Annotated in this window: 19 protein-coding genes and 1 pseudogene; 15 read left to right on the top strand and 5 right to left on the bottom strand. The window is 72.6% G+C overall.

From position 1 onward, the window contains the following. Positions 1–119 precede the first annotated feature (119 nt). The 8 genes from ACF09K_RS28920 to ACF09K_RS28885 all read left to right on the top strand — a co-directional run bounded on the left by ACF09K_RS28920 (position 120) and on the right by ACF09K_RS28885 (position 7,815). Positions 120–764 (top strand): HAD family hydrolase, encoded by a 645-nt coding sequence (locus tag ACF09K_RS28920; RefSeq protein ID WP_392248150.1) that lies wholly within the window; start codon positions 120–122, stop codon positions 762–764. Positions 765–842: 78 nt separating this feature from the next. Then, on the top strand, positions 843–2,096 hold the full coding sequence (locus tag ACF09K_RS28915) for an MFS transporter (protein WP_392248148.1): 1,254 nt from the start codon (positions 843–845) through the stop codon (positions 2,094–2,096). Continuing rightward, a complete protein-coding gene (locus tag ACF09K_RS28910; RefSeq protein WP_392248146.1) occupies positions 2,047–3,219 on the top strand; it encodes an acetoin utilization protein AcuC in 1,173 nt (390 codons plus the stop codon). Before ACF09K_RS28915 ends, ACF09K_RS28910 begins: the two co-directional genes overlap by 50 nt. Before the next feature lie 750 nt (positions 3,220–3,969). Continuing rightward, positions 3,970–4,767 carry a phosphatase gene (locus ACF09K_RS28905; protein ID WP_392248144.1) on the top strand — a complete coding sequence of 266 codons (798 nt, stop codon included), beginning with the start codon at positions 3,970–3,972 and terminating at the stop codon, positions 4,765–4,767. Positions 4,768–4,901: 134 nt separating this feature from the next. Further along, positions 4,902–5,114: a helix-turn-helix domain-containing protein gene (locus tag ACF09K_RS28900; protein WP_004984898.1), complete on the top strand. Its 213-nt coding sequence runs from the start codon at positions 4,902–4,904 to the stop codon at positions 5,112–5,114. A 155-nt stretch (positions 5,115–5,269) separates the two neighbouring features. Beyond that, a complete protein-coding gene (locus ACF09K_RS28895) occupies positions 5,270–5,368 on the top strand; it encodes a 30S ribosomal protein bS22 (RefSeq protein ID WP_003948845.1) in 99 nt (32 codons plus the stop codon). A gap of 291 nt (positions 5,369–5,659) precedes the next feature. Further along, positions 5,660–6,721, top strand: coding sequence for an NAD-dependent epimerase/dehydratase family protein (locus tag ACF09K_RS28890; RefSeq protein WP_392248143.1), 1,062 nt, complete (start codon positions 5,660–5,662; stop codon positions 6,719–6,721). Between the two features lie 14 nt (positions 6,722–6,735). Next, positions 6,736–7,815, top strand: coding sequence for a lysophospholipid acyltransferase family protein (locus ACF09K_RS28885; RefSeq protein WP_392248141.1), 1,080 nt, complete (start codon positions 6,736–6,738; stop codon positions 7,813–7,815). A gap of 120 nt (positions 7,816–7,935) precedes the next feature. On the opposite strand, the gene ACF09K_RS28880 is transcribed toward ACF09K_RS28885, so the two are convergent. From ACF09K_RS28880 to ACF09K_RS28870, 3 genes are all read right to left on the bottom strand, one after another. Beyond that, a complete protein-coding gene (locus ACF09K_RS28880) occupies positions 7,936–9,162 on the bottom strand; it encodes a DUF5667 domain-containing protein (protein WP_392248139.1) in 1,227 nt (408 codons plus the stop codon). Between the two features lie 266 nt (positions 9,163–9,428). Beyond that, positions 9,429–10,262 (bottom strand): ECF subfamily RNA polymerase sigma factor, BldN family, encoded by an 834-nt coding sequence (locus ACF09K_RS28875; protein ID WP_392248137.1) that lies wholly within the window; start codon positions 10,260–10,262, stop codon positions 9,429–9,431. 376 nt (positions 10,263–10,638) lie between these two features. Continuing rightward, positions 10,639–11,541 carry an HAD family hydrolase gene (locus ACF09K_RS28870; protein WP_392248135.1) on the bottom strand — a complete coding sequence of 301 codons (903 nt, stop codon included), beginning with the start codon at positions 11,539–11,541 and terminating at the stop codon, positions 10,639–10,641. A gap of 122 nt (positions 11,542–11,663) precedes the next feature. Here ACF09K_RS28870 and ACF09K_RS28865 point away from each other — a divergent pair, with 122 nt between their 5' ends. The 5 genes from ACF09K_RS28865 to ACF09K_RS28845 all read left to right on the top strand — a co-directional run bounded on the left by ACF09K_RS28865 (position 11,664) and on the right by ACF09K_RS28845 (position 17,390). Next, a complete protein-coding gene (locus tag ACF09K_RS28865; RefSeq protein WP_392248133.1) occupies positions 11,664–11,951 on the top strand; it encodes a glutaredoxin family protein in 288 nt (95 codons plus the stop codon). Positions 11,952–12,239: 288 nt separating this feature from the next. Next, positions 12,240–13,007, top strand: a complete 768-nt coding sequence (locus tag ACF09K_RS28860) for a redox-sensing transcriptional repressor Rex (protein ID WP_392248131.1) — start codon at positions 12,240–12,242, stop codon at positions 13,005–13,007. Beyond that, the gene (locus ACF09K_RS28855) at positions 13,004–14,725 is read left to right on the top strand and encodes a glutamyl-tRNA reductase (RefSeq protein WP_392248129.1); all 1,722 of its coding nucleotides are present in this window, start codon (positions 13,004–13,006) and stop codon (positions 14,723–14,725) included. The genes ACF09K_RS28860 and ACF09K_RS28855 overlap by 4 nt, the downstream gene beginning before the upstream one ends. A gap of 5 nt (positions 14,726–14,730) precedes the next feature. Beyond that, on the top strand, positions 14,731–15,690 hold the full coding sequence (gene hemC, locus ACF09K_RS28850; RefSeq protein ID WP_392248128.1) for a hydroxymethylbilane synthase: 960 nt from the start codon (positions 14,731–14,733) through the stop codon (positions 15,688–15,690). Next, the gene (locus tag ACF09K_RS28845; protein WP_392248126.1) at positions 15,687–17,390 is read left to right on the top strand and encodes a uroporphyrinogen-III synthase; all 1,704 of its coding nucleotides are present in this window, start codon (positions 15,687–15,689) and stop codon (positions 17,388–17,390) included. The genes hemC and ACF09K_RS28845 overlap by 4 nt, the downstream gene beginning before the upstream one ends. Positions 17,391–17,485: 95 nt before the next feature. On the opposite strand, the gene ACF09K_RS28840 is transcribed toward ACF09K_RS28845, so the two are convergent. Further along, complete coding sequence (locus ACF09K_RS28840) at positions 17,486–17,689, bottom strand: DUF397 domain-containing protein (RefSeq protein WP_392248183.1); 204 nt, start codon at positions 17,687–17,689, stop codon at positions 17,486–17,488. After that, entirely contained in the window at positions 17,689–18,525 is an 837-nt protein-coding gene (locus ACF09K_RS28835) for a helix-turn-helix transcriptional regulator (protein ID WP_392248124.1), read from the bottom strand. Before ACF09K_RS28835 ends, ACF09K_RS28840 begins: the two co-directional genes overlap by 1 nt. A gap of 151 nt (positions 18,526–18,676) precedes the next feature. Between ACF09K_RS28835 and ACF09K_RS28830 the strand changes: the two are divergent. Both ACF09K_RS28830 and ACF09K_RS28825 read left to right on the top strand, forming a co-directional pair. Beyond that, a pseudogene (locus tag ACF09K_RS28830) lies at positions 18,677–18,928 on the top strand (ATP-binding protein); the annotation flags it as partial. A 118-nt stretch (positions 18,929–19,046) separates the two neighbouring features. Continuing rightward, a complete protein-coding gene (locus ACF09K_RS28825; protein ID WP_392248122.1) occupies positions 19,047–20,153 on the top strand; it encodes a helix-turn-helix domain-containing protein in 1,107 nt (368 codons plus the stop codon). Positions 20,154–20,184 lie beyond the last annotated feature (31 nt).

Here is a 20,184-nt window from a genome sequence, read left to right as displayed (position 1 = left end):
ACCCTGTGGGAGAGTAGGACGCCGCCGAACAATCATTCCGGGAGACCCCCGTGCCACTGGCACGGGGGTTTTCTGCATTTACGGGACTCACGGGAATTTCCACGTCCTAGGATCGAGCCATGCGCTACGACCTGGTCGTCTTCGACAACGACGGTGTGCTCGTCGACAGCGAGCCGATCTCCAACCGGCTGCTGGCCGCCTACCTCACCGAACTCGGGCACCCGACCTCGTACGAGGACTCCATCCGGGACTACATGGGGTCCGCCATGCACAGGATTCACGACCTGGTGCTGGAACGGACCGGGGAGCGGTTGCCGGCGGACTTCGACGATGTCTTCCACGCCCGGGTGTTCGACGCCTTCGAGCGGGAGCTGCGGCCCGTGGGCGGAGTGGCCGACGTGCTGGAGAAGCTCGCCGCGGACGGGGTGCCGTACTGTGTCGCCTCCTCGGGGAACCACGAGCGGATACGGGTGGGGCACCGGACGACCGGCCTCGACCGGTGGTTCGAGGACGCGCGGATCTTCAGTGCGCAGGACGTGGGCCGGGGGAAGCCGGCGCCGGACCTCTTCCTGTACGCGGCCGAGCGGATGGGGGTGGCGCCGGAGAGGTGCGTGGTCGTCGAGGACAGCCCGCTCGGGGTGCGGGCGGCCGTGGCGGCCGGGATGGACGTGTACGGGTTCACCGCGATGACGCCGGCCGCGAAGCTCGCCGGTGCCACCGGACTCTTCGCCGACATGGGGGAGTTGGCCGGCCTGCTGAGGTGAGCCCGGCCTCGGAGCTGAGGGAAATTCACCTTTGGCTGGATCTACCCACGAGTACGCCGGGGCCCTACGCTCGCCGCCATGACAGAAGTGCTGCGGCGTGGCCGGGCCTCGTTGGCGTTCAGCTTCTTCACCCAAGGAGTCGCCTTCGCGCTGCTCGTCACCCGGATCCCGGCCATCCAGGACCGGTACGGGGTCTCCGACGCGCTGCTGCCCGCCTTCCTCGCCGCCGTACCCGTCCTGGCCGGGGTGGGCAGCGTCGCCACCGAGCGGCTCGTGAAACGGATACCGCCCAGCCGGGTGCTGCGCTGGTCCCAGCCGGTCGTGCTGCTCGCGCTGCTCGGGGTGGGGACCGGCGAGCGGATGGCCGGGCTGGGCGTGGCGCTCGCGCTGTTCGGTCTCGCCGTGGGAGCGCTGGACGCCTCGATGAACATGCTCGGGGTGAGCCTCCAGCGTGAGTACGGGCGGAGCATCATGCTCGGCTTCCACGCGGTGTACAGCCTCGGCGGCATCGTGGGGGCCTCACTGGCGTGGGCCGGGGCGCACTGGCACCTCGAGCTCCGGGTGTCCTACCTGCCGGTGGTGCTGGTGCTGCTGCCGGCCGTGCTGGTGGGAAGCCGGTGGTACGTCGACGCGGACGGCGGCGGACGTGCGGCCGTCCCCGAGGCGACCAGGGCGACCGGGGCGACCGAGACGGACGCGGCGGAGCGGAGCGGCGGTGTCGTCTTCAAGGCGCTGCTGCCGCTGTGCCTGGTGATGACCTTCGCCTACATCGGGGACTCGACCGTGTCCAACTGGAGCGCGAAGTACCTCCAGGACGTGCTCGGGAGTTCCGAGCAGCTGGCGACCGTCCCGTACAACGTCTACATGGTCACCACCCTGCTCGGGCGGGCCATCGGGGACCTGGGGGTGCGGCGGTACGGGGCCGTCGCGGTCGTACGGGTGGGGGCTTCGGTGGCGGCGGCGGGGTTCGCGGTGGTGGCCGTCGCGCCGGGGGCCTGGGCGGGGACGGGCGGGTTCACGCTGGTGGGGCTGGGGCTGTGCGTGCTGGTGCCGCAGACGTTCGCGGCGGCGGGCAGACTGTTCCCGGGGGCCTCGGACGCGGCCGTCGCCCGGCTCAACGTCTTCAACTACGTCGGTTTCCTGATCGGTTCGCCGCTGGTCGGGGCGCTGGGGGACGCGTGGAGCTACCGGGGGGCGATGGCTGTGCCGATGGTGTTGGTGCTGGTGACGTTCAGGTACGCCAGCTCGTTCACGCCTCGACCCGACCGATACGGTGGCGGGCATGAGCGGCCGCGCACAGCTGATGTGGGACGAGGCAGTAACGGGGTATGACTTCGGCCCGGACCATCCGATGGATCCGGTACGGCTGGCCCTGACCCGGCGACTGGTCGACGCCCTGGGGCTCGACCGGGAGGTGGAGATCGTCTCCGCCAAGCCGGCGGGGGACTCGACGCTGCGGCTCGTCCACCGGGAGGACTACATCCGGGCCGTGAAGGCCGCCTCCGCCGATCCGCGTGCGGCGGACGTGTCGTACGGGCTCGGCACGGTGGACGATCCGGCCTTCGCCGGGATGCACGAGGTGTCCTCGTTGATCGCCGGTCTGTCCGTGGGGGCGGCGGAGGCGGTGTGGCGGGGGGACGCGCTGCACGCGGTGAACTTCACGGGCGGGCTGCACCACGCGATGCCCGGCGGTGCGGCGGGGTTCTGCGTCTACAACGACGCGTCGTTGGCCATCGCGCGGCTGCTGGAGCTGGGGGCCCGGCGGGTCGCGTACGTGGACGTCGACGTGCACCACGGGGACGGCGTGCAGGCGGCCTTCTGGGAGGACCCGCGGGTGCTGACGATCTCCCTGCACGAGCATCCCCGCACCCTGTTCCCGCAGACCGGATGGCCGGAGGAGACCGGGGCGGGGGCGGGGGAGGGGACCGCGGTGAACGTGGCCCTGCCGGCGGGGACGGGGGACGCGGGGTGGCTGCGGGCGTTCCACGCCGTGGTGCCGGAGCTGGTCGCCGACTTCCGGCCGGACGTGCTGGTCACCCAGCACGGGGCGGACACGCACTTCGAGGACCCGTTGGCCCATCTGGCGGTGTCGTTGGACGCGCAGCGGGCCGTGCAGGTCGCCTGCCACGAGCTGGCGCACGAGTACGCCGGGGGGAAGTGGCTCGCGTTGGGCGGCGGTGGTTACGCGGTGGTGGAGGTGGTGCCGCGGTCGTGGACGCATCTGGTGGGCATCGCGGCGGGGCGGCCCGTGGTGCCGGAGACGGTGATTCCCGAGGGGTGGCGGCAGGAGGTGTTCGCCCGTACGCGGCAGTTGGGGCCGATGCGGATGACCGACGGGCGGTGGCCGGTGTCCTGGGAGGACTGGGAGGCGGGGTACGACCCCGCGGACCGGTTGGACCAGGCGGTGCTGGCGGCTCGGCGGGCGGCGTTTCCGTTGCGGGGGCTGTTGGCGTAGGGGGTGTGGGGTTCGCCCCCGCCGCCCCTACCCGTCCCGTCCCCAGGGGCTTCGCCCCTTCGACCCCGTCAGGGGCTCCGCCCCTGGACCCCGGCGGGGACTCCGTCCCCTGCACCCCTGTGGCGGCCGGGCCCGGTGTCTCCGCGGGGCTTCGGGCCCGAGTCCTTCGCCGGACTTCAGACTTGAGCGCCGACGGTGGGGCTGCCCGTGGGCCGGGTGGCGACGGAAGACCGCCGCAGGCTTGAGCACTGACGGCCGGAGGGCCGGACGGCCAGACGGTCAGACGGCCCGTGGGCCGGGTGATGACGGAGGCCTGCCTCAGGCTTGAGCGCCGATGAGGGGAATGCCCGTGTACCGGGCATGGGCGTCGGTTCAGCGCCCTGGGGGGGGCCTGGCCCGGGCGGTCTTGCGGGGCCTGGCCCGGGCGGTCTTGCGGGGTCTGGCGCCGGCATCCCTGCGGAGGTTCCGGCCCCGGCATCCCTGCGGAGACTCCGGCCCCGGCACCCCTGCGGAGACTCCGGCCCCGGCACCCCTGTGGAGGTTCCGGCTCCGGCACCCCGGTGGTGCGACCTGTTCGAGCATCCCGCCGGAACTCCGTCCCGTGCGGGTGTCAGTGGTGCCGGATCTGTTCCGGGCTCGGCTTTCCTTCCGCGGGGTGATGGTCTTACGCCGGGCGTGGGGCCTTTCGGGGGTCGGGTGGTGGGAGGGAGGGGGGCTCGGGAGGATTTCGGGGTGTTGAGTCGGGGTGGCATGGCGGAGTACCTGGTTCGGGCGGGGCTGGCGGGAGCGGTGGGGACCGGGCGGGAGGGGAGCCTTCGGCGGTATCGGGCGTTCGCGGCTCGGGATCCGCGGGTGTTGATCGGGATCGACCCCGAAGGGGTTTGGTCGGAGCGGGAGTTGATCGCGCTCATGGCGGAGAGGTGTGGGGTTTCGGCCGATCCGCGGTGCACTTCGGGGCATGATGTGATCGACCCCGAGCTGACGCTTCTCGCGCTGGACGCGTTCGCCGGACGGCTCGCCGCGGTCGCCCGGCGGGGTGGGGCCGTGCTGCTCGGGACCGGGCATCCGCACCGGCTGCTCGGGTTCTACGCGGGGATCGCAGACGCCCTGTCGGCGGCGGGATGTGTCGTCCTCACCCCGGCGCAGGGTCGCTGTGTCGACATAACGACCCGGTTCGGTCTACGCACGCACCACCTCGCCTACGTACGCGGTGTCGGGTTGGCGCGGGAACCCGGGGCCGGGCGCCCCGGTGGTGCGACCGGCGTACACACGCACTCACCCCTCCCGGTTCGGCTGGCGCTGGCGGCGGCCGCGGAGGCCGGCGGCCCCCTGCCGGACCTGGTGGTCGGGGACCACGGCTGGGTCTGCGGGGCAGGTCAACTGGGGTTCGAGGCGATCGGACCGGCGGACACCGACGATCCCGCGCCCTTCGTCGGGCAGGCCGAGGGGACCGTGTCCGTCGCCGTTCCGCTTGATGACGGCGTGCGCGCCGGCGCCTACCTGCCGCTCGCCCGCTACGTGCTCGATCGGGCCCGTCTGTCACGGTAGGTCGCCGATGGGTGCACCTCTTCCCCACTCGCATCACCCGCCCCTACATTGGGGAGTGAGCACGCAGCGACGAAGAGTCACCGGAAGGGGAAGCCGGTGGCCGTCGAGTCGAGTGCGGAAGGTTCGGGTGTGTCATGGCTGCAGCTGGCGAGAGGCCTCTGAACGAGGTTCAGTTCCTTACCGTGGCGGAAGTCGCCTCGGTGATGCGAGTGTCGAAGATGACCGTGTACCGGCTGGTGCACAGCGGTCATCTGCCCGCGATCCGGGTCGGAAGGTCCTTCCGCGTCCCGGAGCAAGCGGTTCACGAGTACCTCCGCGAGAGCTACGTGGGGGTGGAGACCGCCTGACGGCAGGGCGGGGGGATCCGCGTCACAGGGCCCTTCGGGGTCCCTCCGCCGCCTCGATTACGACCTCAGCGCTCGGGCGGGTAGGCTAGGCCCCCGTAGGTCGTATGGGCCCATGGCGCCCAGCACCGAGTGATGAGAAGTGAGCGAGGGTAGTCGTGGGCTCTGTTATCAAGAAGCGGCGCAAGCGGATGGCCAAGAAGAAGCACCGCAAGCTGCTCAAGCGCACGCGCGTCCAGCGTCGTAACAAGAAGTAAGTTCGCTCGACGCGAGCCGCGAAAGCGCGGTGTGGCCCCCCAGCCGGTTACCGGCTGGGGGGCCACACGCATGTCGCCCCCCCCCGTGCGGCGGGCCGACCCCCGTGCGGGTGCCCGGACCGGCGCCGTGGCCGATCCGGCCGTACGGCCGGCCGGTGCCGTCACCTGGCGCATCAGGTGGTCATCACGGCGCAACGCCGACCCGCTAGGTTGGCCCGCAGCGGGGAACCCGGCAAGGTGGGCGATGCGGCAGGGTAGGACCGGACCTAGTGCGGAAGGAAGGCGCTGATCTTGGGCAAGGTCGTGCTGGTGACCGGGGTGGCCCGTCAGCTGGGGGGCCGGTTCGTGCGGCGGATCCAGCGTGATCCGGACGTGGACCGGGTGATCGCGGTGGACGCCGTGCGGCCCGAACACCATCTCGGCGGCGCGGACTTCATCCAGGCCGACATCCGGCAGCCCGCCATCGCGCGGGTCCTCGCCGAGACCGGTGCCGACACGGTCGTCCACCTCGACGTGACGGCCGTCGCGCTCGGCAGCGGGAGCCGGACCACGGTCAAGGAGACCAACGTCATCGGCACGATGCAGCTGCTCGGCGCCTGCCAGAAGTCGCCGGACGTGAAGCGGCTCGTCGTGAAGTCCAGCACCAACGTGTACGGCTCCGCGTCCCGCGATCCCGCCGTGTTCACCGAGACCACCGCGGCCAAGTCGCTGCCCAGCGGCGGATTCGCCAAGGACGCCGTGGAGGTCGAGGGGTACGTCCGCGGATTCGCGCGGCGGCGGCCCGACGTCGCCGTGTGCGTGCTGCGGTTCGCCAACATCCTCGGCCCGACCGCGGAGACCCCGCTCGCCTCGTACTTCTCGCTGCCGGTCCTGCCGACCGTGTTCGGCTACGACCCGCGCCTGCAGTTCGTGCACGAGGACGACGTGATCGAGGTGCTGCGGATCGGCTCGCACGAACCCCGGCGGGGGACGCTCAACAGCGGCACCTTCAACATCGCCGGCGACGGCGTGCTGCTGCTGTCGCAGTGCTCGCGGCGGCTCGGCCGGCCCACCGTCCCGCTCCTGCTGCCGGCCGTCACCTGGGCGGGCACCCTGGTGCGTACGCTGGGCATGACGGACTTCTCGCCCGAGCAGATCCGGCTGCTCACGCACGGCAGGGTCGTGTCGACCGACCAGATGCGCGAGACGCTGGGATTCACGCCGAGGTACACCACCGCGGAGACCTTCGCGGACTTCGCACACAGCCGGGGGCCGGGTCTCCTGCCCCCCGAGGTCCTTGCCGGGGTCGTCGACCGGATCGCCGCGCTGCCCCGTGCGGGCGGCGGCCGGCCCCCGGCGCAGAGCGCCAACTGAGGAGCGCATCAACGATGGCGGACGCCAAGGTCATTCCGTTCGACGACGACCGGTCCCGCGGGGGTGCCGTGCAGCGGCCGTCGCGGCGCAGGGGCGCGGGGAGCCGGCGCGGGACCGGCGAACCGGCGCCGGTCCGTGAGATCGGTGAGGCCGCCGAGGCCGGTGCGGTGCAGGCCCTGCCCGTCAGCGCCGTTCCGCAGGATGATGTTCCCGTGACCGGTGAGGGAAAGCAGCCGGACGGCGACGACGGCGGTGGCGGCCTGGAGCGGCGGATCGCCGGCGGGCTGTCCTTCCTGCGCCGCCGGCTGACCGGTGACTACGACGTCGACGACTTCGGCTACGACCAGGAGCTGACCGACCAGGTCCTGATGTCCGTGCTGCGCCCGCTGTACGAGAAGTACTTCCGGGTGGAGGTCAAGGGCATCGAGAACATCCCGGCGGACGGCGGTGCGCTGATCGTCGCCAACCACTCCGGGACGCTGCCGCTGGACGGGCTGATGATGCAGGTCGCCGTCCACGACCGGCACCCGGCCGGCCGTCACCTGCGGCTGCTCGCGGCCGACCTGGTGTTCGTCCTGCCGGTCGTCAACGAACTGGCCCGCAAGCTCGGGCACACCCTGGCGTGCTCGGAGGACGCCGAACGGCTCCTGGCGCAGGGCGAACTGGTCGGGGTGATGCCGGAGGGCTTCAAGGGCATCGGGAAGCCCTTCGGCGAGCGCTACAAGCTCCAGCGGTTCGGCCGGGGCGGCTTCGTGTCGACGGCGCTGCGGCAGGGCGTACCGATCATCCCCTGCTCGATCGTCGGGGCCGAGGAGATCTACCCCATGATCGGCAACGCCAGGACGCTCGCCCGCGTGCTCGGCTTCCCGTACTTCCCGCTCACCCCGACCTTCCCCTGGCTCGGCCCGCTCGGCGCGATCCCGCTGCCCACGAAGTGGACGATCCAGTTCGGCGAGCCGATCCCCACGGACGGTTATCCGCCGGAGGCGGCCGAGGACCCGATGCTGATGTTCAACCTGACCGACCAGGTCAGGGAGCAGATCCAGCACACCCTCTACAAGCTGCTGGTGCAGCGGCGGTCGGTGTTCTTCTGAGCCGGGCGCGCACACGCCCGCGGCGGTGGGGGCGGCCTCCTCAGGAAGGCCGCCCCCACCGCCGCGCGAGGTCGTGCACCGCCGTACCGGGCCGTGCGCAGGTCCGTCGGCCCCGCCTGGTCAGCCCACGTCGTCGCTGTCGATGCCCAGGCCCGGCAGGAGGCCGGGCAGGAGGGGTGGCAGCGTGACGTCCGGCTCGGCGGTCGGGGTCGTCGGCGGGGACGAGACGCCGGTGTCCTGCGGCGGGTCGAGCAGGCCGCCCGTGTTGCCGCCGAGGAGGCCGTCCTCGCCGGACTCGGCCGACTTGCTGGGGCCGCCGCTGTCGGGGCTGCCGGTGGCCGGGGAGCCGCCGCCCGCGCTGGGCGGGGCCGAGCGGCCGGTGCCCGAGGGACCGGGGGACGCCGGGCCGGCGCTTCGGCCGCTGTCCAGGCCGCCGCCCGGGGCCGGGGGCTGGGGCAGCAGGGAGCGCAGCGGGCCGACCTCTTCGTCTATGGCGTCGAACACCGACGACACCTGTTGGCTGACGTCCCCGAGCTGGACGGGGAGCCGGTCGCGCAGGGCGCCCCAGACCTCGCGGTGCGAGCGCGAGAAGGCGGACAGGGCCTGGATGGGTCCCAGGGAGTCCGGGTCGCGCTCGTACGCCTCGTGGAGCAGCCGGTGGCCCTCGGCGGCGTCGTAGCGCATGCCGGACAGGGCACGGCGGACCTCGCCGACGGACTCGTGATCGAGCTGGACGCCGCCGCGCCCGCGCTCCATGAGCCGGCGGGCCTCGCCGAGCCGGGTGGAGGCCTGGTCGAGATAGGCCTGGCCGCGCTCGGTCTCGCCCTCGGCGAGGTAGTTGAGCTTGAAATCCTCTATGCCGCGCTTCAGGCCGTAGAGCGAGTCACCGGGGAGGGCGTCGGAACTCGCGGCCGCGACTCCGCCGAAGGCTCCGGCGGCCACTCCGATGCTCAGGCCGCCCGCGGTGAGGCCCTTGGCGAGCCGTGTCCGCGGGCGGAACCTGCCCAGCGGTGTCGCCCTGTGGGCGCCCCGCGCCCGGCCGGTGCGTTGTTCCGGCACCGGACGGTCCGCCGCCTCGCCCATGGTGCCCGCCTGCAGCATGGCCTCCATGGCGGCGACCAACTGCGCCCGCTGGACGACCTTGACCTCGGGGTCCATCTCCGGTCTGGGCAGCTCGGCGAGACTCGTCGCGAGGGCCAGGATCCGGCCCTGCTCGGTCTGGTCCGCGGCTGCCGGGGCCGGTGGTGGTCCTTCGGGCTGCTCGGCCGCCGTGCCCCGGTCGGACTGCTCCTCCAGGGCCTGGGCGAAGGCGTTCGCCCGCCGGTGCGCCGATACGTTCGCGATCACTGGCGGCACCTCCTCTCGTCATGACGGTCGACTCCTCGGGGGTCCTGAGGGTTGCACGTCCTCGACCGCTTCCACGGGAACGAGTGATCGAGGCCGGCCAGGACGTGACCACAGGGAGCCTGTATCCCGCACAACGACTGGCGCGGCACTTGGGTTACGGACGGCGGATGATCGGATGGGGAAGTCAACGGACTTTCACCGAACGTGAGTTGAGGTAGCCGACGGTAGGTGGGTACGGGACGGGGGCGGGCGGGGCCGCTGCCGGGTCAGCGGGTGTCGTCCGGCAGGAGGCGCGCGAGCGTGCGGACGGCCCGGTACTGCAGGGTCTTGATGGCGCCCTCGTTCTTGCCCATGACCCGCGCGGTCTCGGCGACCGAGAGGCCCTGGAGGAAGCGCAGGGTCACGCACTCCTGCTGCTGCGGGTTGAGCCGCCGTACGGCGTCCAGCAGGGCGGCGTTGGAGAGGGACTCCAGGACGGAGTCCTCCGGGGAGCGCGCGACCTCGTTGGCGTCGAGCATCTCGCCGGTGGTGACCTCCAGCCGGAAGCGGCTGGACTTGAAGTGGTCGGCGACGAGGTTGCGGGCGATGGTGACGAGCCAGGCGCCGAAGTCGCGGCCCTGCCAGGTGAAGGTGCCGATCCGGCGCAGGGCGCGCAGAAAGGTCTCGCTGGTCAGGTCCTCGGCGGTCGCCTTGCTGCCCACGCGGTAGTAGATGTACCGGTACACCGTGTCGCTGTACTGGTCGTAGAGCCGCCCGAACGCGTCGGCCTCGCCGGCCTGGGCCCGCTCGACGAGGTCCATCATGCGGGCGCTGTCGCTGTCGGCGGCCGGTCGGCGGGCGGTGGTCGCGCCGGTCGCGCGTCCGCGTCTGCCGGCCACCCGTGCGTCGCCCGACCGCCGTCCCTCGACGACGGCGCCGCGCGCCGGCACCTGCTCGAGGCCGTCGGCCAGTGCGTAGCACGGACCGGCGGGCGCGGCGGTGGCGAAGGCGGGGACGGCGTACGCGGTGGGGACGAAGCCGCGCAGCAGGTCCTGGGCCATGGCGACCGTTGCGCGCAGCGTAGCCAGGCCCGAGGCGTCAACCCCGACGTGTGGGTACACGGGACTCCCAGAGGCAGAGCTTCCATCACGTGCAGTGCGGAACCTTTCACCCGTCGTAGCGACGGAGGGGTACCGGAATGCGTCTGAGGAGAATAACGCTTCGTACAGGTGCTGCTACGCCCAGTTGCTCAATTCACCGGTTACGTCGCTTCCGTGACCTGTTGACGCCCGTTCGGGTTGCGTGAGGTGAACGCTTGGTGACCGGAAAGGTTCGTATTTCCGGCCGGACGGGGGCGTGTTGTGGCGGTGCGCGGACAACGGGACTGGCCGGGGGCGTGCGGGCCCGCGGCGGTGGGATTGGCCGTGTTTCGCTGCGGCCGCCCGTCCGGGTGAGCGCCGTGACCGCGGTCAACCGCCTGCGGTCGGCGGCCCGCGGTCAACGGCGGCGGCGGTGCAGCGCGATGGCCGCCGCGGTGCCGCCCGCCACCGCGCCCACGCCCGCCGCCGCCGGGATGCCGACCTTCGCCGCCTTGCGGCCCGTGCGGTAGTCGCGCAGCCGCCAGTCGAGTTCGCGGGCGTGCCTGCGGAGCTTGGCGTCGGGGTTGATGGCGTAGGGGTGGCCGACGAGGGAGAGCATCGGGATGTCGTTGTGGGAGTCGCTGTAGGCGGCGCAGCGGGAGAGGTCCAGGCCCTCCGCCGCGGCCAGGGCGCGGACCGCCTCGGCCTTCGCGGGGCCGTGCAGCGGTTCGCCGACCAGCTTGCCCGTGTAGATGCCGTCGACGGACTCGGCGACCGTGCCGAGGGCGCCGGTGAGGCCGAGGCGGCGGGCGATCACCTGGGCGATCTCCACGGGGGCCGCGGTGACCAGCCACACCCGCTGGCCCGCGTCCAGGTGGGCCTGGGCGAGGGCGCGGGTGCCGGGCCAGATCCGCTCGGCCATGTACTCGTCGTAGATCTCCTCGCCGATCGACTGCAGCTCGGAGACCCGGTGGCCCTTGACGATCGACAGGGCCGAGTCGCGGGCCTCCTGCATGTGTTCCGGGTCCTCGACGCCGGCCAGCCGGAACCACGCCTGCTGCCAGGCGAAGCGGGCCAGGTCGCGGGTCTCGAAGAACTTCCGCTTGTACAGGCCCCGGCCGAAGTGGAAGAGGGCGGCGCCCTGCATCACCGTGTTGTCGAGGTCGAAGAACGCGGCGGCCAGGTCGTCGCCCTGCACGGGGAACTGCGGTTCCTGCGCGGAGACGTCCTTGCGGGCGGCCTCCGCCGAAGCCTCGCCTGCCAACACGCTCCGCGCCGTGGCGGAGCGCCTACGGGGGGTGAGCCATCCAAGAGCGGCCATGGCGTGAGCATAGCCAGTCCGCCCGGTGCTTCCGTCGGTCGCGAGGTTCGCGGGGTGTGAACACTCCGCGGCCGTGCCGTTAAGGAGGGTGTCCGGGCGCCCGCGCGGGGGCGCGCGGGAGAATGGCCGGCATGAGTCCCCTCTTCCGCCGCAAGGGTCCCGCTCCGCAGGACCGGCTCGTGACGTTGATCGGCAGGCCCGGATGTCATCTGTGCGACGACGCGCAGGAGGTGATCGAGAAGGTGTGCGGTGATCTCGGCGTGCCGTGGGAGAAGCGCGACATCACCGAGGACCCGCGGCTGCACGAGCAGTACTGGGAACAGGTCCCGGTCGTGCTCGTGGACGGACGGCAGCACACCTTCTGGCGGGTGGACGAGGGGCGGTTGCGCGCCGAACTCACAGGGAACTGACCGGGCAGTCCAAGTATGGCGAAAAGTCGCTTAGGATCGATGGTGACCAGATCTCGGGGGCGGGATTCGTGAGGAGAGTGTGCGGTTTTGCCCCCGACAACCAAGGAGCGCGCGCAGGTCCGCGCCGGTTCCCCGCGAAGGCACCGGGGGCGCGTGACCCCGGTCACGTTGGCCGGGCAAATCGGACACCATCTTTGTGCACGCGTTCACAAAGACATAGCCTGCATTCGACGGGGCGGTCCGGTGACGTGTGACCGCCTACAGCCCCGCTCTACCCGCAGGAGCACCGTGGCAACTGGCCGAACTCACCGACCGGCGACCCGTAGCCGAGGGATTCCCGAGGCCACCGTCGCCCGGCTTCCGCTGTACCTTCGCGCGCTGACCGCACTGTCGGAGCGCTCGGTTCCCACGGTCTCCTCCGAGGAACTCGCGGCCGCGGCGGGGGTCAACTCCGCGAAGCTGCGCAAGGACTTCTCCTACCTGGGCTCCTACGGCACCCGGGGCGTCGGCTACGACGTCGAGTATCTCGTCTACCAGATCTCCCGCGAACTGGGCCTGACCCAGGACTGGCCGGTTGTGATCGTCGGCATCGGCAACCTCGGCGCGGCGCTGGCCAACTACGGCGGGTTCGCCTCCCGCGGCTTCCGGGTCGCGGCGCTCATCGACGCCGACCCCGAGATGACCGGCCGGCAGGTCGCCGGGATCCCGGTCCGGCACAGCGACGACCTGGAGAGGATCATCTCCGACAACGGCGTCTCCATCGGGGTCATCACCACCCCGCCGGGCGTCGCCCAGCAGGTGTGCGAGCGCCTCGTCGCCGCCGGCGTCACCTCCATCCTGAACTTCGCGCCGACCGTGCTGTCCGTCCCGGATGGCGTCGACGTGCGCAAGGTCGACCTCTCCATCGAGCTGCAGATCCTTGCCTTCCACGAGCAGCGCAAGGCCGGTGAGGAGGCCGCGGCGCACGACGGCGCCGTGCCCGCCCCCGCCGTGCGCCGCGCGGACGCCACCGACCAGGGGCCCGACGGGGACGTACCCGCCGTGATGCCGGCATGAGTCTCCTCGTCGTCGGACTGAGTCACCGCAGCGCGCCCGTGAGCGTGCTGGAGCGGGCCGCGCTCGCCGCGGACGCCCAGGCCAAGCTGCTGCAGGACACCGTCGCCGCCGAACCGGCCACCGAGGCCGGGGTGCTCGCCACCTGCAACCGCATAGAGCTCTACGCCGACGTGGACAAGTTCCACGCCGGTGTCGCCGAGCTGTCCACGCTGCTCGCCCAGCACAGCGGCGTCAGCCTGGAGGAGCTCACCCCCTACCTCTACGTGCACTACGAGGACCGGGCCGTCCACCACCTGTTCTCGGTGGCCTGCGGACTGGACTCGATGGTCGTCGGCGAGGGGCAGATCCTCGGCCAGATCAAGGACTCCCTGGCCCGCGCCCAGGAGCTGCACACCGCCGGACGACTGCTGAACGACCTGTTCCAGCAGGCCCTGCGGGTCGGCAAGCGGGCCCACTCCGAGACCGGCATCGACCGCGCCGGGCAGTCCCTGGTCACCTTCGGCCTGGAGCAGCTCGCGGCCGGCGGGGACGTCACCGCGTGGGCGCGGGGCAAGCGCGCGCTCGTGATCGGCGCCGGCTCCATGTCCTCCCTGGCCGCCGCGACGCTCGCGCGCGCCGGCGTCGCCGAGATCGTCGTCGCCAACCGCACCTTCGACCGCGCCGAGCGCCTCGCGCAGATCCTCGCCGAGAACGGTGAGCCGGTCATCCTCTCGCGGGCCGTGCCGATGGAGTCGGTGCCGGCCGAACTGGCGCGGGCCGACGTCGCCGTCTCCTGCACCGGCGCGACCGGCCTCGTCCTCACCGCGGGAGCGGTCGCGGCCGCCGTCGAGGGCCGTACCGCGGCGCCCGTCGCCCCCGTCGCGGTCGCCCCCGTCTCCGCCGACGGCCGGCCGGAGCAGGCGGCCGTACGGCCGCTGCCGCCGGCCTCCGCGGGGACCGACGAGGGCGGTCCGCTGGACCTCTCCGCCGTGCAGCCCGGCTTCTCCCCGATGGGGGAGGCCGCGGTGGCCGGCATGGACGCGGCCACGCTGGAGCAGCACGCGGCCTGGGCGGCCGGCCCGGCCGTCGACCGCCGGGAGGCCGCGCGCCGCCCCGAGGCCGACGCCGGGCTGATCACCGCGCTGGCCGCGACCGCCGCCGCCGTCGGCCGCATCCCCGAGCGCCGCAGGCCCGAGCCCGACCCCGTGCCGGTGCGGCCCGAGCCGGCGCTGTTCCTGCTGGACCTGGCGATGCCGCGGGACGTCGACGCGGCCGCGCACCGGCTCGCCGGGGTGCGGCTGGTGGACATCGAGTCGCTCGCCGAGGCCTCCGCGGACGCGCCGATGGCCGCCGACGTCGACCAGGTGCGGCGGATCGTCTCCGACGAGGTCGCCGCGTTCGGCGCCGCGCAGCGCGCCGCGCACATCACCCCGACCGTGGTCGCCCTGCGCGCCATGGCCGCCGACGTCGTCGCCGGGGAGATCGCCCGGCTCGACGGCCGGCTGCCCGGCCTGGACGACAGGCACCGCGCGGAGATCACCCAGACCGTGCGGCGCGTCGTGGACAAGCTGTTGCACGCGCCGACCGTACGGGTCAAGCAGCTCGCCGCCGAACCCGGCGGCGCCGGGTACGCGGACGCGCTGCGGACCCTGTTCGACCTCGACCAGGAGACGGTGGCCTCCGTCTCGCGCGCCGAGGACAGCACCGAGAAGAACGCAGAGAACCGAGGGCCGGCATGAGCGGCATGAGTACGAACCCACTGAGGCTGGGGACCAGGCGCAGCAAGCTCGCCATGGCCCAGTCGGGACAGGTGGCGGACGCCGTGAGCCAGGTGACCGGCCGGTCCGTCGAACTCGTCGAGATCACCACGTACGGCGACACCTCCCGCGAGCACCTCGCGCAGATCGGCGGCACGGGCGTGTTCGTCACCGCGCTGCGGGACGCGCTGTCGCGGGGAGAGGTCGACTTCGCGGTTCACTCGCTGAAGGACCTCCCGACCGGGCAGCCCGAGGGCCTGGTCCTGGCCGCGATACCGCAGCGCGAGGACCCGCGTGACGTCATCGTCGCCCGGGACGCGCTGAAGTTCACCGACCTGCCCCGCGGGGCGCGCATCGGTACGGGCTCGCCGCGCCGCGCGGCGCAGCTGAACGCGTACGCGCGCGGCCACGGGCTGGACATCGAGACCGTGCCGATCCGGGGGAACGTCGACACCCGGATCGGGTACGTGCGCGACGGCGCGCTGGACGCGGTCGTGCTGGCCGCGGCCGGGCTGAACCGCATCGGCCGCAGTGACGAGATCACCGACTTCCTGTCGGTCGACACCGTCCTGCCCGCTCCCGGCCAGGGAGCACTGGCGATCGAGTGTGCCGCGGGCGACGCGGACCTGATCGCCGCGCTCGGCGAACTCGACGACCCCTTCACCCGGGCCGCCGTGACCGCCGAACGGTCCCTGCTCGCCGCCCTGGAAGCCGGTTGCAGCGCCCCCGTGGGCGCGCTGGCCGACCTCTTGGACGACGGGCAGATTGTCAAGGAAATGCGCCTGCGGGGCGTCGTCGGCACACCCGACGGTTCCCGCACGGTGCAGCTGTCCACCACCGGTCCCGTGCCCGAGACGCACGACCGGGCGATGGCGCTCGGCCGCGAACTCGCCGCCGAGATGCTCGCCCAGGGCGCGGCCGGTCTGATGGGGGAGCGAGCACAGTGAGCCCCACCACTCTTCCCGCCGCTCCGGAACACGGGCACGTCACCTTCCTGGGTGCCGGACCCGGGGATCCGGGACTGCTGACTCTGCGCGCCGTGGAGGCGCTGGCGAACGCGGACGTCCTCGTCGCCGAGCACGAGGTGCTCGACGTCGTGCGCACGCACGCCCGCCCCGGCGTCACCGTCGTGCATGCGGAGGCAGACCCGTCCTCGGGTCCGCTCCCGGGCACGGGGGCGCCGCACCCGACGCTCGTTGACGCCGCGTCAACAACCGCCGGGAGCCCCGCCGTGCGGGATGCCGCACATCTTGTCATGGAGGCCGCGCGGGGCGGCAGGCGGGTCGTCCGTGCGGTGTCCGGGGACCCGGGACTGGATACGTACGCGGCCGAGGAAATGCTCGCCTGCGCGGCGGCCGGGGTGCCCTTCGAGGTCGTCCCCGGCATCGCGGCCGCCGTCGGCGTGCCCGCGTACGCCGGTGTGCCGCTGCGTGACGCGCAGGGCGCGGACGTCCGGTTCGTCGACGCGCGGACCGCCTCCGACCGGTGCTGGACCGAGGTCGGCGTGTCCGACGGGACCGTCGTCGTCTCCACGACGCTGGACTCCGTGGCGGCCGCCGCCGGGGAACTGGTCGCGGCCGGGCGCAAGCCCGACACCCCGATGACCGTCACCGTCGCCGGCACGACGACCCGGCAGCGGACCTGGAGCGCCACGCTCGGCACCATCGCGCAGACGCTGAAGCAGGCGAAGGTGCTGCCCTCGCCCGAGGGCGGCAGGCCGGTCATAGCCGTCGTCGGCGATCGGTCCGCCCCCGCCCAGCGCGACCAGCTCGCGTGGTTCGAGTCCAAGCCGCTGTTCGGCTGGAAGGTGCTCGTGCCGCGCACGAAGGAGCAGGCGGCGTCGCTCTCCGACCAGCTGCGCTCCTACGGCGCCGTGCCGCACGAGGTGCCGACCATCGCCGTCGAGCCGCCGCGCACGCCCCAGCAGATGGAGCGGGCCGTCAAGGGCCTGGTGACCGGGCGGTACGAGTGGATCGCCTTCACCTCGGTGAACGCGGTCAAGGCCGTGCGGGAGAAGTTCGAGGAGTACGGGCTCGACGCCCGCGCCTTCGCCGGGATCAAGGTCGCGGCGGTGGGGGAGCAGACGGCCAAGGCGCTGGTCGCCTTCGGCGTGAAGCCGGACCTGGTGCCCAGCGGCGAGCAGTCCGCGGCGGGCCTGCTGGAGGACTGGCCGCCCTACGACCCGGTCTTCGACCCGATCGACCGGGTGTTCCTGCCGCGGGCCGACATCGCCACCGAGACGCTCGTGGCCGGGCTCATCGAGCTGGGCTGGGAGGTCGACGACGTCACCGCCTACCGGACCGTGCGGGCCTCGCCGCCGCCGGCCGAGACGCGGGAGGCGATCAAGGGCGGCGGGTTCGACGCCGTGCTGTTCACGTCGTCCTCCACGGTGCGCAACCTCGTCGGGATCGCCGGCAAGCCGCACAACGTGACGGTGATCGCCTGCATCGGCCCGGCGACCGCCAAGACGGCCGAGGAGCACGGGCTGCGGGTGGACGTGATGGCCCCGGAGCCGTCCGTGCACAAGCTCGCGGAGGCGCTGGCCGAGTTCGGCCTGCGGCGCCGCGCCGCCGCCCGGGAGGCCGGTGACCCGGTCAGCCGGCCCAGCGAGCGGCGGCCGGGGGCGCGGCGGCGGCGGGCGACGTAGTCGCCGTCAGCCTCGCAGGGACCTCGTGCGCCCCGTCGTCTCCGGTCGGAGACGACGGGGCGTCGTGCGTGGTGCGGGACGCGTGGTGCGTGACGTCAGTGGCCGGACGCGTACGGCAGGAAGGCCGTCCAGGCGGTGAGGGCCAGGGTGAGGCGGGGGCCCTGGGGGTGCTTGGAGTCGCGGACGAGGATGTGGGCGGGGGCCGGGGCCACTTCTACGCAGTCGGGGCCTTCAGCGGTGCTATAGCTGCTCTTTATCCATTCAAGTTCGCTATCGGCTTCGGTGGAGGGGATGCGCATCATGTGTCTCCCAGCACTTTCTCGATGAAGGCCAGTGACTCACTCGGTGTGAGAGCCTGCGCCCGGATGGTCCCATAGCGCATCTCCAGAACCTGCATGTGTTTCGGGTCAGTGATCACTCGACTGATCTCCTGAACTTCAACGTGCCCCACGGTGCCCCCTTCCCTGAGCCTGAGCAGCCTGAAGGAGCCGCCCAGACCGGAGTTCTCCTGGCGCTCCAGGGGGAGGACTTGGAGGTCCACATTGCGGAACCGGCCGATTTCCAGCAAGCGTTCGAGCTGGGCTCGCATCACCATCTTGCCCCCGATGGGCCGCCGGAGCGTCGACTCGCACTGCACGAAGCTGAAGAGGGGCCGCCCTGCCGACTCGCTCACGATCTCCTGGCGAGACATACGGGCGTTCACGTGCTGCTCCAACTCCTCGTCCATGAAGGGTGGCCGGCTACCGAGGTAGACGGCCCGCGCGTACTCCCTGGTCTGCAACAACCCATGGATCACCGAGTTGTTGTACGCCCCCAGCTCGACCGCGTCCGCCTCCAGCTTCTTCAGGTCCCGGACCTTCTTCGGGTACCGGACCTCCGCCAGGTCCTCCTTCAGTGCCGCGATCCTGCCGCCCGCCGACAGGACCTCGTCCGCGCGGTCCAGGTACTCGGGGCGGGGGATGCGCCGGCCCCGCTCCACGGAGGAGACCTGCTCCTCGCCGTACCCGATGGCCGCCCCGAACTCGGCCTGGGTGAGGCCGGCCGACTCGCGCCACAGCTTCAACTGCCGCTGGACGGTCCTCATCACCGCCCCGGCCTCCTCGTCGTCCTCCGGACCCGCGTCCCATGCGCTCACGTCCGCCGTCCTCCCGTCGCGCCCTTCCCGGTCCAACCCCGGCCGCCCGCCCGCGGTCACCCCGTCCGGCCCGGACAGAACCGGGCGTCTCACGGACAGACACCGTCCGCACGGCCTGCGGGTCTTCACCATTTGCGCATGCACGAACACGCTGGGTGACGTGAATCAGCAAACCGTGCGTGCCCCGCTCCGCCAGTTCTCCGTACCGCTCTCCGCCACCCGTCGCGGAGCCCGTCTCGCCCGCCTCCTCGCGGCCGAGCGACTGAACGCCTGGAACCTGCCGTTGGACCCGGCCCGGCTCGTCGTCGCCGAACTCGCCGCGAACGCGGCCCTGCACGGTCACGTCCCCGGCCGGAGCTTCCGGCTCACGCTCTCCGTCCCCGGGCCCGGAACCCTGCGCATTGTGCGCCGTCCCGGCGTGCACGCTCGGCACGGACCACCCCACACATGCATCGGCCCCCGCCGGGACGGCAATCCCAGTGCGAGGGCCTGACCATCCAGGAAGAGAGCAAGTCTTCCCCATGGCTGTGACGAAGCCTATCGCTGCCCCGCGCCCGGTACCGGGCGTTCGGCGCAGCGCCACCCACTCCGGTGTCACCCACGTACGTGCGTACCAGCCGAGCCACTACACGATCATCGGCAACCACCTCGCCCAGCACCGGGAGTTGTCGCTGACCGCGATCGGACTGGCCGTCCACATCCTGTCGCTGCCGCAGGGCGCCCCCGTCGACATCCGCAGCCTCGCCGACCGCTTCCCCGAAGGGCGGGACCGCATCGCCTTCGGGCTGCGGGAGCTGGAGGCGCACGGCTATCTGGAGCGGGTGCGCGAGCGCGTGGACGGCGGCCGTTTCGTCACGCGGACGTACGCGCACAACGCCCCGGCGTCCACCCGGGGGCGGGCGGAGGCGCCCGGCGTACGGGACGAGCCGGTCGTTCCCGCCGCGCCCGTCGCCCCGGTCGCGTCCATCGTCCCCGCCGTGCCGGTGGTGCCCGTCGCCCCGGTCGCGTCCATCGTCCCCGCCGTGCCGGTGGTGCCCGTCGCCCCGGTCGCGTCCATCGTCCCCGCCGTGCCGGTGGCGCCCGCCGCGCCGGTCGCGGTCGTGGAAGCCGTAGGGGGCGAGGCGGCGGGTGATTCCGTGCCCGAAGAGGTTCCGCCGCCGTCCGGACCCTCCGGACCCTCCGGACACGAACCGTCCAGCAGTGAGCACCGCGACAAGGCCTTCGCCCTGCTCGCGGGCCTGCGCCGCACCGACGACCGCTTCACGCTCTCCCGGAAAGACGTGGAAGGTCTCCTTCCCGCCGTCGTCGCCTGGTTCGACAACGGGGCCTCCCGGGCTGCCGTGATCCACGCCGTGACCGCCGACGTCCCCGTCCCCCTGAAGTCTCCCGCCGGGTTTCTCGCCCACCGGCTCCGGGAGGGTCTCCCGCCGCCCCTGCCGACGCCTCCGCCGTACGAGGGTCTTCCCACCACCTCGCCCCTCGCCTCCGCGTCGACCCCGCCGCCCCCCTGGGTGGATCCCTGGACGGACTGCGAGGGCGGCTGTACGCGCGTCTTCCGGGAGTCGGTGCCCGACAAGTGCTGCCGGGAATGCCGTGCGCGCAGAGCGGCGGCGTCCCCGCAGCCGTGAGCCTTCCAGCCGGTTCCCCTTCACTCCCGGG

This window comes from Streptomyces sp. NPDC014882, assembly GCF_043081325.1.
Classification (GTDB): Bacteria; Actinomycetota; Actinomycetes; order Streptomycetales; family Streptomycetaceae; genus Streptomyces.
Note: the sequence above shows the minus strand (reverse complement) of the source record. Positions and strands in the feature narration are given on the sequence as shown.

Excerpts from the sequence above, each read along its gene's own strand:
- ACF09K_RS28915 (WP_392248148.1), top strand. The coding sequence starts at position 843 with ATGACAGAAGTGCTGCGGCGTGGCCGGGCCTCGTTGGCGTTCAGCTTC.
- ACF09K_RS28920 (WP_392248150.1), top strand. The coding sequence starts at position 120 with ATGCGCTACGACCTGGTCGTCTTCGACAACGACGGTGTGCTCGTCGAC.
- ACF09K_RS28910 (WP_392248146.1), top strand. The coding sequence starts at position 2,047 with ATGAGCGGCCGCGCACAGCTGATGTGGGACGAGGCAGTAACGGGGTAT.
- ACF09K_RS28870 (WP_392248135.1), bottom strand. The coding sequence starts at position 11,541 with ATGGCCGCTCTTGGATGGCTCACCCCCCGTAGGCGCTCCGCCACGGCG.
- ACF09K_RS28825 (WP_392248122.1), top strand. The coding sequence starts at position 19,047 with ATGGCTGTGACGAAGCCTATCGCTGCCCCGCGCCCGGTACCGGGCGTT.
- hemC (WP_392248128.1), top strand. The coding sequence starts at position 14,731 with ATGAGTACGAACCCACTGAGGCTGGGGACCAGGCGCAGCAAGCTCGCC.
- ACF09K_RS28840 (WP_392248183.1), bottom strand. The coding sequence starts at position 17,689 with ATGCGCATCCCCTCCACCGAAGCCGATAGCGAACTTGAATGGATAAAG.
- ACF09K_RS28885 (WP_392248141.1), top strand. The coding sequence starts at position 6,736 with ATGGCGGACGCCAAGGTCATTCCGTTCGACGACGACCGGTCCCGCGGG.
- ACF09K_RS28905 (WP_392248144.1), top strand. The coding sequence starts at position 3,970 with ATGGCGGAGTACCTGGTTCGGGCGGGGCTGGCGGGAGCGGTGGGGACC.
- ACF09K_RS28900 (WP_004984898.1), top strand. The coding sequence starts at position 4,902 with ATGGCTGCAGCTGGCGAGAGGCCTCTGAACGAGGTTCAGTTCCTTACC.
- ACF09K_RS28855 (WP_392248129.1), top strand. The coding sequence starts at position 13,004 with ATGAGTCTCCTCGTCGTCGGACTGAGTCACCGCAGCGCGCCCGTGAGC.
- ACF09K_RS28865 (WP_392248133.1), top strand. The coding sequence starts at position 11,664 with ATGGCCGGCATGAGTCCCCTCTTCCGCCGCAAGGGTCCCGCTCCGCAG.